The organism is Amycolatopsis sp. DSM 110486 (assembly GCF_019468465.1).
Classification (GTDB): domain Bacteria; phylum Actinomycetota; class Actinomycetes; order Mycobacteriales; family Pseudonocardiaceae; genus Amycolatopsis.
This window is the reverse complement of sequence record NZ_CP080519.1, coordinates 5,723,735-5,738,988: the sequence shown is the minus strand read 5'-3', so window position 1 is coordinate 5,738,988 and position 15,254 is coordinate 5,723,735. Positions and strand designations below refer to the sequence as shown.

The following is a 15,254-nucleotide window of genomic DNA, read 5'->3' as shown; positions in this document are numbered from 1 at the left end:
GGAGCGCTCTAATCAATAGAGCGCTCCAACGCGCACTGAACGGGCCAACGCCAGTCACCGCACGGAAGTGGGCAGCCATGACCGCGAACATCCGCATCGCCGCCGCACCGATCTCCTGGGGGGTGTGCGAAGTGCCGGGCTGGGGCCGCGTCCTCGACGCGCCGACCGTGCTCGGGGAGATGGCGGAGCTCGGCATCACCGCCACCGAGCTCGGACCGCCCGGGTACCTGCCGCGCGACCCGGCCGAGCTGAAAAAGCTCCTCGGCGGCCACGGCCTCGACCTCATCGGCGGTTTCCTCGCCGTGGTGCTGCACGAAAACCCCGAAGCCGCGCTGGCCGAAGCCGAGGACTCCGCCGCGCTCTTCGCCGCGTGCGGGGCCGAGGTGCTCGTGCTCGCCGCCGCGACCGGGCTCGACGGCTACGACGAACGGCCCGCCCTCACCGACGCCGAATGGACCACCCTGATCACCACCGCCGGCCGGATCCGCGACGTCGCGGCCGGCCATGGCCTCAATACCGTGCTGCACCCCCACGTCGGCACCCACGCCGAGACGCAAGCCGAGGTCGAACGGTTCCTCGCCGACTCCGACGTGGCGCTGTGCCTCGACACCGGTCACCTGCTGATCGGCGGCACCGATCCCGTCGAGCTGGCGCGGCGGTACCCGGACCGGATCGGGCACCTGCACCTCAAGGATGTGCGCGGTGAGCTGGCCGAAGCCGTCCGCAAGGGCACCGTCGGGTACACCGAGGCCGTGGGCAATGGTCTGTACGTCCCGCTCGGTGAGGGTGACGTGGACATCGAAGCCATGGTTCGCTTCGTGCACGAAGCGGGCTACGACGGCTGGTACGTGCTGGAGCAGGACACGGCGCTCGACGAGCGCAGCCCCGTGGACCTGCCGAAGCGGGACGTGGCGACGAGTCTGGCCTGCCTCGGGGCGATCGTCGGCCGCCTGGCCGGCTGAGAAGACAACGAGGAAAACGCAGCGAGGAGAGACGACGATGTCCCATCGCTTGAGGCGCGGGGTGCCGAAACCGCGCTTGAGGGCCGCCCGGGTCGTGGCGGGGCTGCTGGCCACCGGCCTGCTGCTGTCGGCGTGCACCGGGCCCGCGGCCGAGCCGAAGGTCACGGCCCCCGCCGCGGCACCGGTCGAGTCCGGGCCGCTCAAGGTCGCCGTGATCACCCACGGCACCGCGGGCGACGCGTTCTGGAACGTGGTCAAGAACGGCGCCGAGCAGGCGGGCAAGGATCTGGGTGTGCAGGTCGAGTACGCCTCCGACGGTGACCCGGGAGCGCAGGCCAAGCTGATCGACAACGCCGTCGCCCAGCAGATCGGGGGCCTGGTCGTCTCGATGGCCAACCCCGAAGCCCTGCAACCCTCGATCGAGGCGGCGGTGCGGGCCGGCATCCCGGTCATCACCATCAACTCCGGTGAGGACAAGAGCGCGGCTTACGGCGCGCTCACCCACGTGGGCCAGAACGAGTCCATCGCGGGCCAGGAAGCCGGCAAGAAGTTCAAGGACCTCGGCAAGAAGAAGCTGCTCTGCGTGATCCACGAAGCCGGCAACATCGGCCAGGCGCAACGGTGTGACGGCGCCAAGGCCGGCTTCGGCGGCGACGTGCAGACGCTGCAGGTGGACATCTCCAACCCCACCGACGCCGAGTCGCGCATCCGCGGCGCCGTGCAGACCGACCCGTCGATCGACGCCGTGCTGACCCTGAACTCGCAGGTCGCCGCGCGGGCCGTGAGCGCGATCAAGTCGGTGGGCTCGAAGGCGCAGGTCGGCACGTTCGACCTCAACTCCGACGTGGTGGCCGCCATCAAGTCGGGCGACGTGCTCTTCGCCGTCGACCAGCAGCAGTACGAGCAGGGCTACCTGCCGGTCATGTTCCTCAAGCTCTACCGCGACAACGCGAACATCGTCGGCGGCGGCAAGCCGGTGCTCACCGGCCCCGACCTGGTCGACAAATCCACTGTGGACAAGGTCGGCCAGTACGTGCAAAGGGGCACCCGATGACGACCCTCGACGAGCGGCTCGTGAAACCGACGCTCATGGACCGGCTGGTGGTCCGGCCGGAGATCGGCGCGCTGCTCGGCGCAGCTGTCGTCTTTCTGTTCTTCAGCCTCGTCACCGAGAAGTTCTTCAGCGCCAGCGGCGCCGCCACCTGGCTCGACGACGCGGCGACGCTCGGCATCATGGCCGTGGCCGTCTCCCTGCTGATGATCGGCGGTGAGTTCGACCTGTCGGCGGGCGTGATGACGGCGTCGACCTCGCTGGTCACCGCGATCCTCGCGACCGAGGCGGGCTGGAACGTGTGGCTCGCGCTGCTGGCCTCGCTGGTGTTCGCGCTGGTCGTCGGTGCGTTCAACGGCTGGCTCGTGATGAAAACGGGCCTGCCGAGCTTCATCGTCACCCTCGGCACGTTCCTGGCGCTGCAGGGCCTCAACCTCGGCGTGACGCGGCTGGTCACCGGCACTGTGCAGGTCTCGGGCATGCGCTCGACCGACGGCTACGCCTCGGCCGGGTTCGTGTTCGCCTCCACGGTGAACATCGGGGGCACGCCGTTCCAGATCTCCATCGTGTGGTGGATCGGGGTGACGGCGGTGGCCGCGTGGCTGCTTTCGCGCACGCGGTTCGGCAACTGGATCTTCGCCGTCGGCGGCTCGGCGGCCAGCTCGCGCGCGGTCGGCGTACCGGTGGTGCGCACGAAGATCCTGCTGTTCATGGGTACGGCGCTCGCGGCGTGGCTCGTCGGCTCGATCAACATCCTGCGGTTCGCCAGCGTGCAGGCCAACCAGGGCATCGGGCTGGAGTTCCAGTACATCATCGCCGCGGTGATCGGCGGTTGCCTGCTCACCGGCGGGTACGGCTCGGCCGTGGGCGCGGCGATCGGCGCCCTGATCTTCGGCATGGCGCGCCAGGGCATCGTGTTCGCCGGGTGGGACAGCGACTGGTTCATGCTGTTCCTCGGGATCATGCTGCTGGCCGCGGTCCTGGTCAACAACGCCTTCCGGCGACGCGCGGAAAGGGTCCGGCGATGAACGCTCCCCTGATCGAAGTCAAGGACGTCGGCAAGATGTACGGCAGCGTCGTGGCGCTGCGCGATGTGTCCACAGTGGTCAACGCGGGCGAGGTCACCTGCGTGCTCGGCGACAACGGCGCCGGCAAGTCCACGCTCATCAAGATCCTCGCCGGCGTGCACCAGCACGACCGCGGCGAGTTCCAGGTCGAGGGCGAGCCCGTGCGGTTCACCTCGCCGCGCGAGGCGCTGGACCTCGGCATCGCCACGGTGTACCAGGACCTCGCCGTGGTACCGCTGATGAGCGTCTGGCGCAACTTCTTCCTCGGCTCCGAGCCGACGACCGGGTTCGGGCCGTTCCGGATGCTCGACCGGAAGAAGGGCCGCGAGACCACCAAACAGGCGCTGGCCGACATGGGCATCGACCTGCGTGACGTCGAGCAACCCGTGGGCACACTGTCGGGCGGTGAACGCCAGTGCGTCGCCATCGCGCGGGCCGTGCACTTCGGCGCGAAGGTGCTGATCCTCGACGAGCCCACCGCGGCCCTGGGCGTGAAGCAGGCCGGCGTGGTGCTCAAGTACGTGGCGCAGGCGCGCGACCGCGGCCTCGGCGTCGTGCTGATCACGCACAACCCGCACCACGCCTACCCTGTGGCCGACCGGTTCCTGCTGCTCAAGCGGGGTGCCGCGCTCGGCTCGTACGAGAAGCCCGAGATCGGCATCGCGGAGCTCACGCGGCAGATGGCGGGCGGTGCCGAGCTGGAGGCCCTGGAACACGAGCTGCGCGCGGTGGAGACGTGAGTCTCGAGGCGCTGACCGTCGGCCGGGTCGGGGTGGACCTCTACCCCGAGCAGAGCGGCGTGCCGCTGGCCGAGGTCGCCACGTTCGCCAAGTCGCTCGGCGGCACCGCGACCAACGTCGCGGTCGCCGCCGCGCGGCTCGGCCGGCGCACCGCCGTGCTCACGAAGGTGGGGCCCGACGGGTTCGGCGACTACGTGCGCCAGGCGCTCACGCGCTTCGGCGTCTCACCGGACCATGTCGGCACCTCGCCGGATCTGCAGACGCCGGTGGTGTTCTGCGAGCTGAACCCGCCGGCCGACCCACCGCTGCTGTTCTACCGCTCCCCCATCGCGCCCGATCTCACGCTGACCGACGCCGACGTGCCGTGGGACGTCGTCCGCGAGGTCCCGCTGCTGTGGGTCACGGGCACGGGCGTCTCCACGGACCCGGCGCGCAAGACGCAGCGCAAGATCCTCGAGGCGCGCGGCCGGCGGCAGCACACCGTGGTCGACCTCGACTACCGGCCGATGTTCTGGCCGGACGTCGAGACCGCGCGCGAGGAGATCGGCTGGATGCTCGACCACGTGACGGTGGCCGTCGGCAACCGCGCGGAAGTCGAGGTGGCCGTGGGCACGGCGGACCCGGAGGAGGCCGCGGACCGGATGCTCACCCGTGGCGTGCGGCTCGCGGTGATCAAGAAGGGCGCGGAAGGCGTGCTCGTCGCGACCCCCGAAGGCCGGGCGACGGTGAAACCGCAGCGTGTCGAGGTGGTGTGCGGCCTCGGCGCGGGCGACGGCTTCGGCGGTGCCCTCGTGCACGGGCTGCTGTCGGGCTGGGAGCCGGTGCGCCTCGCGGAGTACGCCAACGCGGCCGGCGCGCTGGTCGCGGCGCGGCTCGCGTGCGCCGACGCGATGCCGACCGCCGCGGAGATCGAGGAGCTGCTGTGACGCCGTTGCTGACCGACGAACGCTGGAGCGAGCTGCTGCGCGTGCGGGCCACCGACCCGGGCGCGGTGCGGCGGGCGTACGCGGCGCGGCGGCGGCGCGAGAACCTGTTGTCGGACAAGGGAACCCTGTTCCTCGTCGCCGCCGACCACCCGGCCCGCGGCGCCCTCGGCGTGGGCGGCGACCCGCTCGCGATGGCCGACCGCAGGTCGCTGCTCGAACGGCTGCTGGTGGCGCTGGCCAACCCGGCCGTCGACGGGCTGCTCGCCACCCCCGACGTCGTCGAGGAGCTGCTGCTGCTCGACGCGCTGCACGACAAGGTCGTGATCGGCTCGATGAACCGCGGTGGCCTGGCCGGCGCCGACTGGGAGATCGACGACCGCTTCACCGGCTACCACGCCGCGTCGCTCGTCGACTCCCGGCTCGACGGCGGCAAGATGCTGCTGCGGCTCGTCGACGACGACCCCGGCACGGTCCCGACCCTGCAAGCCTGCGCCGACGCCGTCACAGAGCTCGCTTCCTACGGCCTCGTCGCCATGGTCGAGCCCCTGCCCTACGCCCGTGCCGAAGGCCGGCTGGTGCTGCAGAAGGACGCCGCGGCGCTGGCCCGGGCCGTCACGGTGGCCTCGGGCATCGGCGTGACGTCGGCGCACACCTGGCTCAAGCTGCCGTCGACCGACGACACCGCCGTGCTCGGCGCCACGACGTTGCCGGTGGTGATCCTGGGCGGGGTGCCCTCGGGTGACCCCGCCGCCGACCTCGCGTCGTGGGGCCGCACGCTGCGGCACGACGTGGTGCGCGGCCTCGTCGTGGGCCGTACCCTGCTCTACCCGCCCGACGGCGACGTCGGGTCCGCCGTGGCAGCTGCCGCGAAGATCCTGGAGGCCGCGAAGTGAGCGCACTGCACCATCCACACGGGACACTGACCGACGACTCCGACCCGATTCTGCTGACGCCCGAGGGAGCCGGCTGGTCGCACACCGGCCTGCGGGTCCTCAAGGTCGGCCGCCGGCTGCCCCGGATGATCGAGACCGGCGAGTTCGAGGCGTTCGTGCTGCCGCTGTCCGGCTCGCTCACCGTGCGCGTCGACGACGAAGAGTTCGAGCTCGAAGGCCGCGATTCGGTGTTCTCGCGTGTCACTGACTTCGTCTACGTGCCGCGCGACGCCGAGGTCGAGCTGACCTCGCCCACCGGCGCCGAGGTCGCGCTGCCGATGGCCCGCTGCGAGCGCCGGCTGGACCCGAGGTACGGCGCGGCCGAGGACGTGCCCGTGGAGGTCCGCGGCTCGGGCCAGGCGACGCGGCAGGTCACCAACTTCGGTGTGCCCGGCGTGTGGGACCACGCGGACAAGCTCAACGCGTGCGAACTCATCACGCCCGACGGCAACTGGTCCTCCTACCCGCCGCACAAGCACGACGAGGCGAGCGAGTGCGAGGTCGTGAACGAGGAGATCTACTACTTCCGCATCGCCGGGCGCGATGGGATCACGCCTTCCCGTGAGGGCTTCGGCCTGCACCGCACCTACACGGCCGACGGTTCGCTCGACGAAGACGTGGCGGTGCGCGACGGCGACGTTTTCGTGATCCCGCGTGGCTACCACGGCCCGTGCGTCGCGGCGCCGGGTTACCCGATGTACTACTTGAACGTGCTGGCCGGGCCCGCCGAAGAGCGTTCGATGGCGTTCTGCGACGACCCCGCGCACGGCTGGGTCCGCGACACCTGGGCCACGCAGCAGCAGGACCCTCGGTGTCCTGTCACCGATTACGAAGGACGGGTTCGATGAGGCTGACGACGGCGCAGGCGTTGGTGCGCTGGCTGCTCGCGCAGCGGTCCGAGACGCTCGACGGCCGCGAGGTGCCGCTGTTCCCCGGTGTCTTCGCGATCTTCGGCCACGGCAACGTCCTCGGCTTCGGCACCGCCCTCGAAGAGCACCGCGACGAGATCCCCGTCTGGCGCGGGCACACCGAGCAGGGCATGGCGCTCGCGGCCGTCGGCTACGCGAAGGCGACGCAACGGCGCCAGGTCGGCGTGGTCACCTCGTCGATCGGTCCTGGCGCGCTCAACATGGTGACGGCCGCGGGGGTCGCGCACGCCAACCGGCTGCCGGTGTTGCTGCTGCCGGGCGACACGTTCGTCAGCCGCGCGCCCGACCCGGTGCTGCAGCAGATCGAGCCGTTCCACGACGGCACGGCGACGGTGAACGACGCCTTCCGCGCCGTGAGCCGCTACTTCGACCGGATCACGCGACCGGAGCAGCTGCTCGCGACGCTGCCGCAGGTCGCGCGCGTGCTCACCGACCCGGCCGACTGCGGGCCGGTGACGCTGGCGCTGCCGCAGGACGTGCAGGCCGAGACGTTCGACTTCCCGCCAACGCTCTTCGAGCCCGTGACGCACCGGCTGCCGCGCCCGCGCCCGGACCGGCGCGCGGTGACCGAGGCGGCCGGGGTGCTGCGCGCGGCCCGGCGTCCGCTGCTGGTGCTGGGTGGCGGCGTGCGCTACTCGGGTGCGGGTAAGCGCGCGCTGGAGTTCGCCGAGCGGCACGGGATTCCGGTCACGGAGACCACGGCGGGGCGGACGCTGGTGCCGCACACGCATCCGCTGTACGCGGGGCCGCTGGGTGTCACCGGGTCGTCTTCGGCGAACGCCGTGGCCGCGACCGCCGACGTGGTGTTCGCCGTCGGCACCCGGCTGCAGGACTTCACCACCGCGTCGTGGACCGTGTTCTCGCCGGACATGCGGCTGGTCACGCTCAACGCGGCCGCGTTCGACGCAGTGAAGCACGGCGCGCTGGCCGTCGTGGGCGACGCCTACGCCGGGCTCGACGATCTGGCCGCACAGCTGGAAAGCTGGCGCGTCGATCCACAGTGGACTTCCCAGGCCGCCGAGGAGCGCGTCAAGTGGGACGCGCACATCGGCTCCCTGCGTTCTGCTGCCTCGGAGATCCCCAGCTACGCGCAGGTTGTCGGTGTGGTCAACGACCTGTCCGAGCCGCGCGACTACGTGATGACCGCCTCAGGCGGGCTGCCGGGTGAGCTGATCGGCGGCTGGCGCGGGTCCGGCGAGGTGAGCATGGACGTGGAGTACGGCTTCTCGTGCATGGGGTACGAGCTATCCGGCGCGTGGGGCGCCGCGATGGCCCACGACAGCGGCCTCGTGACGACCCTGCTGGGCGACGGCTCGTACCTGATGCTCAACTCCGACCTGTTCTCCGCCGCCTTCGCGGGCCACCCGCTCGTCGCGGTGGTCTGCGACAACGGCGGGTACGCCGTGATCGCGCGCCTGCAACAGGGCCAGGGTGGCAAGCCGTTCAACAACTTCTACGCTGACTGCCGCACCTCCCACGCCGAGCCGCCCCGCGTGGATTTCGCGCGCCACGCGGAATCCCTGGGCTGCGTGGTGTTCTCGGCTTCGTCGGTCGACGACCTCCGGGACGCGTACGCCAAGGCGCGCACGGCCGCCGTCGCCGAGAGCCGGCCCGCGGTGGTCGTGGTGCGCACGCTGCCCGCAGCGTGGACGGAAGCCGGCGCGTGGTGGGAGGTCGGCGTGCCCGAGCACCTCGCGGGCCGCCCGGACTTCGACGCCGCGAAGCCCGGGCAGGTCCGCTACCTGAGCCGCTAGGCCCAGAGCTTCGCCAGCGCGTCGACGTCGAGCACGGTGGCGAACTTCGGGAAGATCGTGCCGGTGAGGAACTCGTGGGTGCCGGGCTCCGGGTCGGCGCTGGCGTCGTCGAGCACGAGGATCCGGTAGTCGCGGTCCATCGCCTCGCGCACGGTGCTGAGCACCACGCCGCTGGTGCTGATGCCGGCCAGCACGAGGGTGTCGACGTCGCGCTCGCGCAGCTGGGTGTCGAGGTCGGTGGTGGTGAACGCGCCGACGCGGATCTTGCGCACCGAGACGTCCTGCGGCTGCGGGCTGAGCCGCTCGTCGATCTGGGTGGCCGGGGCGTCGGCGTGCATCACCGCGCGGCTTTCGGGCGCCACCATGCGGGCGAACACGCTGGTGGACGGGATGGCGTCGAACTCGGCGTCGTCGAAGCCGACGCGGACCCAGCCGACGTGCCCGCCGTGGGCGCGGACGTCGGAGATCGCGGTGCCGACGCGATCGAGGAGCGCCTGGTCGTCGGCGACGCGGCTCACGATGCCGGCCTGGTAGTCCATGACGAGCAGGGCAGTGCGGGCCGGGTCGAGCTGTTCGGTCATTTCCGGGTGCCTTTCGGGATGGGTGGATCGCGCCAGCGTCCGGTCGAGGACGTTGACGAGCAGGAAGACGACGCTCGCGATCACCAGGAACCACGCCAGGTGATGGAGGCCGCCGGTGTCGGCCCGTTGACCGTAGAAACCGCCTTGTGCGGCGGAGGAGACGATGGCGCCGAGGTAGCCGAAGGTGCGCAGCAGGCCCGCGGACGTGCCGACGTCGTCGGGATTCGCCTGCCGGTACACGGCGTTCTGCAGCGCGAGGCTGTTGAGGCCCTGCGGGATGCCGAAGATCAGCACGATCCCGACGATCGTCCACAACGGACTGGTCGGCACCAGCGTCAGCAAGAGCACACACGCGACGAGTTGCGCGACAGCGGCGACGACCAGCTTGCCGCGCAGGCCCTGCCGGCGTCCGGTGATCGCCGAGACGACGATGCCGGTGGCGAACATCGGCAGCGTGACCAGGCCCGTGGTGCTCGCCGACAGGCCGCGGCCGTCCTCGAGCCATTGGGTGAAGCCGTAGATGAAGCTGTAGGAGACGATGTACGCGAGCAGGGCACGGCCGTAGGTGAGCAGCAGCGGGATGTTGCCGCCGAGCACCCGCAGGTCGATGAACGGGCGGGGGTGGCGCAGCTCGTGCACCGTGAAACCCGCGGCGGCGAGCGCGGTGATCACGAGCAGGTACCACGAGCCGGCGTGCGGGTTCATGAGGAACAGCAGGAGCGCGACCAGCGTCGTCGCGAACAGGGCCATGCCGGGGAAGTCGAGGTTCAGCTTGCCCGGGGCGCGTTCGTCGCGCGGGAAACGCAGCCGGCCGAGCACGAACGCCACGATCGCGATGGGGATGTTGATCGCCAGCGTGGCCTGCCAGCCGCCGAGGCCGATCAGCAGCCCGCCCAGCGGCGGGCCGATCACGGCGATGGTCTGCGTGGCGATCGCCAGGATGGTGAGCACACCGGCGGGACTGTCCTTGCCCGTGCGGCGGCCTTCGTCACGGATCAGCCGCATCGCCGCGGGGTAGCCGGCGCAGGTACCGAAGCCGAGGATCACGCGGGCGACGATCAGCACCGCCAGGTTCGGCGCCAGCGCGCCGATCACACCCGCTACCCCGACCAGAGCCGTCGCGGGGAGGAACAGCCGGCGCGGACCGTAGATGTCGATGAGGCGCCCGACCACGGGCTGGCCGACCGCCGTCGCGAGGTAGAGCGCGGAGATCAGCCACGCCGTCTGCGAGGGTGGCGCGCCGAACGCGACGCCGATCGACACCAGAGCGACCGAGACGATCGTGGAGTTGATCGGGTTCAGGATCGCGCCGGAGACGAGTGGTGCGATGAGCTTGCGGTTGAACCCGTCGCCCGCGCCGAACCGCTCGCGGGGCTTCACGGGCGCGCTCATTCTTCGACCACGCGCTCCAGCAAGGTCAGTGCCTGGTCCAGGACCTGGCGCTCGGCCTCGGTGAAGCGCTGCTCGAACGCGTTGGCCAGCCACTCTTCCCGGCTGGCGCGGGCCCCCTGGGCGACGGCGCGCCCCTCGTCGGTCAGGAAGAGCAGCTGGCGTCGCGCGTCTTCGGCGTCGGCCTCGCGCCGGATCAGGCCCTGCTCGTGCAGCGCCGCGACCGTCTTGGCCATCGACTGCGGCCGGACCCGCTCCGCACCCGCCAGCTGACTGGCCGACGACGGTTCGGAAATCGCCAGCCGCGCCAACGCCGACGCCTGCGGCGCACTCAGTCCACGCACGGACGACGCGTCCTGCATCCGCCGCCGCAACCGGCCGACGAGGATCCGCAGCCGCTGGGCCACGACGTCGGGAGAGCTCTGTTCGTTCACGATAGACAGCCTATACTGATCAGCCTTGGCTGTCTATTTTCTTGATCTACGCCACGTGCTCGTCAAGCCAGGGACGCAGGATCGGGAGCACAACCTTGGCCTGCATGGCGCTCATGTGGTCGAGACCCTCGAGGAGCTCGACTGTCCAGCCGTCCTCTTCGAGGGCCGCGCGGTTCGCGACGAGAGGACCCGCGATGTCGACCGTGACGCCACCCCAGCGTTCGCCGTATTCGATGCGGTCTTCGGTGCCCGTGAAGCACAGGCGGGGACACGTCAGGTGGACGGCGTGGTCGCCGAAGCCTTGCAGGGCCTCGTAAAGCGTGACGAACTGGCCGGTCTGCGCCGTGGACATCGTGAAGTCGACGGAGTCCCAATCGCCCGGTGTCGCGTCGCCGCCTTCCGTGCGGGGCATCGCGTGCGTCGCCCGGGTGACGGCGAGCATCGCGTCGCACGGGCCGTCGAGGGGCGGGTAGCCGCCCATCACCAGGGCCGTGAGACGGTCGGTGCGCAGGGCGAGCTGGAGACCGGCGAGAGCCAGCCAGGAGTAGCCGTAGTAGGCGAAGCTTTCGGCGTTCACGGCTGACGCGATCGCCAGCAGGTCGGCCGAGATTTCGTCCGGCGTAAGGGTTTCCGGGCGGGGATGGGTGAGGGTGTGGCCCTCGTAGTCGAAGGCGATCACGCGGAAGCCCGCGAGACCGTCGATGAGCGAGCGGCCCAGCGCGGGGTCGCCGCCCCACTGGCGCACGGACTCGGCCTGCTCGCCTTCCAGCGGGCGCGGGTTCACAGGCAGCAGCAACGCGGGTCCGTCGCCGTGCACCTCGACGTCGATCGTCGTTCCGCCGGGCAGCGTGACCATGCCGGCCCCCATCTCTTTACGTTGTAAGCGATTGGAGCCGACGATACTTTACGTCGTATGGAGTTGTCGAGTTCAGAGGCCGAGGTACCGGCGGATCTCCTGCACGGCGGCGCGCCCGGCGCGGTTGGCGCCGACGGTGCTGGCCGAGGGCCCGTAGCCCACGAGGTGCAGGCGCGGTTCGGCGACCACGCGCGTGCCGTCGATGCGGATGCCGCCGCCGGGAGCGCGCAGGTGCAGGGGCGCGAGGTGGTCGATCGAGGCGCGGAAGCCGGTGGCCCAGAGGATCAGGTCCGCGGGTTCGAAGGTGCCGTCGGCCCAGACGACGCCTTCGGGCACGAGGTGGTCGAACATCGGCTTGCGGTCGAGGTACCCGGCGGCCTCCGCGGCCCGCACCTCGGGCGTCACGGCGAGGTCGGTGACGCTCACGACGCTCTGCGGTGGCAGCCCTTCCGCCACCCGCCGCTCCACCTTCGCGACGGCTTGGCGACCCCAGTCCTCGTTGAAGTCCTGGTCGTGCCAAATCGGCGGCCGGCGGGTGACCCAGGTGGTCGACCTCGCGACGGGCCCGATCTCCATCAGCAGCTGCACGGCCGAAGTACCGCCGCCGACCACGACCACGCGGCGGCCGCGGAACTCCTCGGCGCCGGTGTAGTCGGCGGTGTGCAGCTGGCGGCCGGCGAACGTCTCCTGCCCCGGGTAGTGCGGCCAGAACGGGCGGTCCCACGTGCCCGTCGCACTCACCACGGCGCGCGCGGCCCACGTCTCGGCGGGGGTCTCGACCAGCAGGCGGTCGCCGGTTTTGCGCACGGCCGTGACGTCGACCGGGCGGTGCACGGGGAGGTCAAAGGTCTTCTCGAAGCGGCCGAAGTACTCGGACACGACCTCACTGGCGGGCTTGGTCGTGTCGGGCGTGCCGAAGGCCATGCCGGGCAGGTCGTGGATGCCGTGGACCTTGCCGACGACCAGTGAAGGCCAGCGGTACTGCCACGCGCCGCCGGGCCGTTTGCCGTGGTCGAGGACCACGAAGCCGCTCTCGTTGGCGAGTCCCGCGCGGCGCAGGTGGTACGCCGCCGACAGCCCCGCCTGCCCCGCCCCGATCACCACGACGTCGGTCTCGTGATCCGCACTCATACAACGTTCAACAACTTGGCAAAGCGCGTATTTCGAGCGGTGACTCACACGGCGACGCGGTTGCGCCCCGCGTCCTTGGCTCGGTAGAGGGCGGCGTCGGCCGAGCGCAGCACCTGGTCGAGCGTGTCGCCCGCGTCGGGGTACCCGGCGACGCCGACGGACACCGACAAGCCGCTGACCTGCGCGGTCCCGCCGACCACCACACCCAGCTCCCCCACCGCGACGCGCACGCGCTCGGCGATGGCGAGCACGGGCGTGCCGCCGGTGGCCGGCAGCAGCACCACGAACTCCTCGCCCCCGAACCGCCCGACCGTGTCGCTCTGGCGCACGGCGTCCTCGATCGCCACAGCGACGGCGGCGAGGACCTCGTCGCCGGTGAGGTGGCCGTAGGTGTCGTTGATGCGCTTGAAATGGTCGAGGTCGATCATCAGGACGGCGAACTCACTGCCCGGCCCTCGCCTTCGGGCCCGGGTGAACTCGCGCGTGGCGAGGTCGTGCCACCCGGCAGTGTTGAGCAGGCCGGTCTTCTCGTCCGTGACGGCGGCGACCTGCAGTTGCTGTTTCAGAAGCAGGTAGCGGTGCAGCAGAAGCAGCGGCGCCACCACGAAGACGACGAGCACCGGTTGCGCCACGAGGGCAAGCGAGGCGAGGCCGCCGAGGCACAGCGTGGCGATCTCGAACGCGTTGTCCTCCCACGTGCCGAGGAGGTCCGCGGCCTGGCGGCTGCCCGTGTAGAGGTAGATCCCGGCGGCGACCAGCGCCATGTTGACCACCTCGAACACGGCCGCCGCCGCGACGAGGGCGAGCATGCCGTGCCACGTGTTGAGGGTCGCGTCGTTGAGGTGGTCGATGGTGAGCACGGAGGACGCCGCGAAGCAGCTGAGCATCGCCCACGCCGTGCTGGCGAGGAACCGGTGTGCGGGCCGCGTACGCACGCTGCGCCAGACCCTCAGCCACAGGTGCAGGTAGAGGACGAGCGCCAGCAACGCCACCCACGCGGGCGGCAACAGGAAGGCGCCCGCGAGGTACCAGACGGAGGTGACGTTGATGTGCGTCTGGCCGCTCATCCACCGCCGCAACCGCTCGATCCTGCGCGACATCTCGGCCTGCGCGATACCCAGCACGACGAGCGTCGCGAACCACCCGACCTGGACTGTGCCCCCGAAGTCGGTCGCGAACCCGACCACCACGGCCGTCACGGCGGCGAGCTCACAAACCACGGCATACGCGATCCACCTCCGCCGCGCCACCACCCACATCCCCCACCGCGACGGCAGGCCGTCCCACTCCCGCCACGCCGCCAGCGCACCCCGGACGCCCCGGGGACCCGCTCCCAGCATCGTGACGCCCCTTCGGCCGACGAGGTGGCCCAGGGTAGCCGGTCAACCCTCCGCCGTCGCCGGACCGGGGGAATTCCCGGAGGTCCTCTGCCCTGCGGACATGGTGAGAGTAGAGCGGGTGGGCAAGGTCTGAGGTCGGGTCAGGCCGTGGCCGGCTCGGCTCGGCTCGGCTCGGCTCGGCTCGGCTCGCGAGTGCTTATGCCTGGCTGCGTGGCCGGGCGCCACGCCGAGTGCCTCGCCGGCGCCGGCTCGCGCCTGGCTACACCTTCCTGCTTCTCGCTACTCGGCCGTGCCGAGTCCAGTTGAGCAGCCGAGCTAGGCCAGGCGGTCAGCGGCGGCGCAGCGCCCGGATGATCATGAAGACCACGAACAGCACCGCGGCGCCCGCGGCGACCGGGATGAGGCGTTTGGCCACGGACTGGCCCGCGTAGTCCAGGAGGTCGATGGGTTCGGTTTCGCCGGTCGAGCCGCCGGACGAGACGCTGCGGAGCTGGGGCTTCGAGGCCGGTGAGCCGGCTTCGGCGGTGTCGGCGGCGGATTGTTCGGCGAGGTCGCCCTTCGCGGCCGCTTCGGCGGCCGGGGCAGCCGCGGCCGCCTGCGCGGTCGAAACCGAGCCCGAGCCGGCCGACGCCGCGGCTGAACCAGGAGCACCAGCACTCGCTCCGGAGTCCGTTCGCAGTGAGTCGGCCAGGTTGCCGGCGAAGGTGTCCAGCAGTTTGCCGCCCACCTCCGAGATCAGGCCGCGCCCGAACTGTGCCGGGCGGCCCGTGATCGCGATGTCGCTGGCCACCGCGCCGTGGGTGCCGCCGTCGACGGAGCTCAGGGTCACCGTCACGGTGGCCGCCGCGGTGCCGCCGCCGCGGGAGTCCTTGCCGGAGGCCTTGATGACGACCTTCCTGGCCGCTTCGTCCTTTTCGAGGAACTCGCCGGAGCCCTTGTACAGCAACGAGATCGGGCCCAGCTTGACCTTCACCGTGCCTGTGAAGGAGTCGCCTTCCACCTTCGTGAGCGCTGCCCCCGGCATGCACGGGGCGACGCGCTCGGGGTCGATGACGGCCTGCCAGACCTCCTCGAGGGGTGCTGGGACGGTGAATTCGTGGTCGAGCCGCACGGGCCGACCTCCTCTCCTTCATCAAAGCCGGTCTCGGCCGAAGCCGATGAG

Annotated in this window: 14 protein-coding genes; 8 read left to right on the top strand and 6 right to left on the bottom strand. The window is 71.1% G+C overall.

The features are described 5' to 3' along the window. Nucleotides 1–77: 77 nt before the first annotated feature. From K1T34_RS27875 to iolD, 8 genes are read left to right on the top strand one after another with little or no spacing between them, the layout of a single operon-like run. Complete coding sequence (locus tag K1T34_RS27875) at nt 78–962, top strand: sugar phosphate isomerase/epimerase (RefSeq protein WP_220237738.1); 885 nt, start codon at nt 78–80, stop codon at nt 960–962. A gap of 37 nt (nt 963–999) precedes the next feature. After that, the gene (locus K1T34_RS27870; RefSeq protein ID WP_220237737.1) at nt 1,000–2,016 is read left to right on the top strand and encodes a substrate-binding domain-containing protein; all 1,017 of its coding nucleotides are present in this window, start codon (nt 1,000–1,002) and stop codon (nt 2,014–2,016) included. Then, nucleotides 2,013–3,041, top strand: a complete 1,029-nt coding sequence (locus tag K1T34_RS27865) for an ABC transporter permease (protein ID WP_220237736.1) — start codon at nt 2,013–2,015, stop codon at nt 3,039–3,041. Before K1T34_RS27870 ends, K1T34_RS27865 begins: the two co-directional genes overlap by 4 nt. Continuing rightward, nucleotides 3,038–3,820: an ATP-binding cassette domain-containing protein gene (locus tag K1T34_RS27860; protein ID WP_220237735.1), complete on the top strand. Its 783-nt coding sequence runs from the start codon at nt 3,038–3,040 to the stop codon at nt 3,818–3,820. The genes K1T34_RS27865 and K1T34_RS27860 overlap by 4 nt, the downstream gene beginning before the upstream one ends. After that, nucleotides 3,817–4,746: a 5-dehydro-2-deoxygluconokinase gene (gene iolC, locus K1T34_RS27855; protein ID WP_220237734.1), complete on the top strand. Its 930-nt coding sequence runs from the start codon at nt 3,817–3,819 to the stop codon at nt 4,744–4,746. The genes K1T34_RS27860 and iolC overlap by 4 nt, the downstream gene beginning before the upstream one ends. Continuing rightward, nucleotides 4,743–5,639 carry an aldolase gene (locus K1T34_RS27850; RefSeq protein ID WP_220237733.1) on the top strand — a complete coding sequence of 299 codons (897 nt, stop codon included), beginning with the start codon at nt 4,743–4,745 and terminating at the stop codon, nt 5,637–5,639. Before iolC ends, K1T34_RS27850 begins: the two co-directional genes overlap by 4 nt. Then, the gene (iolB, locus tag K1T34_RS27845) at nt 5,636–6,526 is read left to right on the top strand and encodes a 5-deoxy-glucuronate isomerase (RefSeq protein WP_220237732.1); all 891 of its coding nucleotides are present in this window, start codon (nt 5,636–5,638) and stop codon (nt 6,524–6,526) included. The genes K1T34_RS27850 and iolB overlap by 4 nt, the downstream gene beginning before the upstream one ends. Further along, nucleotides 6,523–8,361 carry a 3D-(3,5/4)-trihydroxycyclohexane-1,2-dione acylhydrolase (decyclizing) gene (iolD, locus tag K1T34_RS27840; protein WP_220237731.1) on the top strand — a complete coding sequence of 613 codons (1,839 nt, stop codon included), beginning with the start codon at nt 6,523–6,525 and terminating at the stop codon, nt 8,359–8,361. Before iolB ends, iolD begins: the two co-directional genes overlap by 4 nt. Here iolD and K1T34_RS27830 read toward each other — a convergent pair. The 6 genes from K1T34_RS27830 to K1T34_RS27805 all read right to left on the bottom strand — a co-directional run bounded on the left by K1T34_RS27830 (nt 8,358) and on the right by K1T34_RS27805 (nt 15,203). Continuing rightward, nucleotides 8,358–10,334, bottom strand: a complete 1,977-nt coding sequence (locus K1T34_RS27830) for an MFS transporter (protein ID WP_255637640.1) — start codon at nt 10,332–10,334, stop codon at nt 8,358–8,360. The two genes, iolD and K1T34_RS27830, sit on opposite strands and share 4 nt — an antisense overlap. Continuing rightward, nucleotides 10,331–10,765, bottom strand: coding sequence for a MarR family winged helix-turn-helix transcriptional regulator (locus K1T34_RS27825; RefSeq protein WP_255637639.1), 435 nt, complete (start codon nt 10,763–10,765; stop codon nt 10,331–10,333). Before K1T34_RS27825 ends, K1T34_RS27830 begins: the two co-directional genes overlap by 4 nt. 46 nt (nt 10,766–10,811) lie before the next feature. Further along, nucleotides 10,812–11,633 (bottom strand): alpha/beta fold hydrolase, encoded by an 822-nt coding sequence (locus K1T34_RS27820; RefSeq protein WP_255637638.1) that lies wholly within the window; start codon nt 11,631–11,633, stop codon nt 10,812–10,814. A 60-nt stretch (nt 11,634–11,693) separates the two neighbouring features. Further along, nucleotides 11,694–12,752, bottom strand: a complete 1,059-nt coding sequence (locus K1T34_RS27815; protein ID WP_220237730.1) for an NAD(P)-binding domain-containing protein — start codon at nt 12,750–12,752, stop codon at nt 11,694–11,696. 44 nt (nt 12,753–12,796) lie between these two features. Next, a complete protein-coding gene (locus K1T34_RS27810; protein WP_220247450.1) occupies nt 12,797–14,011 on the bottom strand; it encodes a diguanylate cyclase in 1,215 nt (404 codons plus the stop codon). A gap of 409 nt (nt 14,012–14,420) precedes the next feature. Beyond that, nucleotides 14,421–15,203 (bottom strand): SRPBCC family protein, encoded by a 783-nt coding sequence (locus tag K1T34_RS27805; RefSeq protein ID WP_220237729.1) that lies wholly within the window; start codon nt 15,201–15,203, stop codon nt 14,421–14,423. Nucleotides 15,204–15,254 lie beyond the last annotated feature (51 nt).

Excerpts from the sequence above, each read along its gene's own strand:
- K1T34_RS27820 (WP_255637638.1), bottom strand. The coding sequence starts at position 11,633 with ATGGGGGCCGGCATGGTCACGCTGCCCGGCGGAACGACGATCGACGTC.
- iolD (WP_220237731.1), top strand. The coding sequence starts at position 6,523 with ATGAGGCTGACGACGGCGCAGGCGTTGGTGCGCTGGCTGCTCGCGCAG.
- K1T34_RS27865 (WP_220237736.1), top strand. The coding sequence starts at position 2,013 with ATGACGACCCTCGACGAGCGGCTCGTGAAACCGACGCTCATGGACCGG.
- K1T34_RS27870 (WP_220237737.1), top strand. The coding sequence starts at position 1,000 with ATGTCCCATCGCTTGAGGCGCGGGGTGCCGAAACCGCGCTTGAGGGCC.
- K1T34_RS27860 (WP_220237735.1), top strand. The coding sequence starts at position 3,038 with ATGAACGCTCCCCTGATCGAAGTCAAGGACGTCGGCAAGATGTACGGC.
- K1T34_RS27810 (WP_220247450.1), bottom strand. The coding sequence starts at position 14,011 with ATGTGGGTGGTGGCGCGGCGGAGGTGGATCGCGTATGCCGTGGTTTGT.
- K1T34_RS27875 (WP_220237738.1), top strand. The coding sequence starts at position 78 with ATGACCGCGAACATCCGCATCGCCGCCGCACCGATCTCCTGGGGGGTG.
- K1T34_RS27815 (WP_220237730.1), bottom strand. The coding sequence starts at position 12,752 with ATGAGTGCGGATCACGAGACCGACGTCGTGGTGATCGGGGCGGGGCAG.
- K1T34_RS27830 (WP_255637640.1), bottom strand. The coding sequence starts at position 10,334 with ATGAGCGCGCCCGTGAAGCCCCGCGAGCGGTTCGGCGCGGGCGACGGG.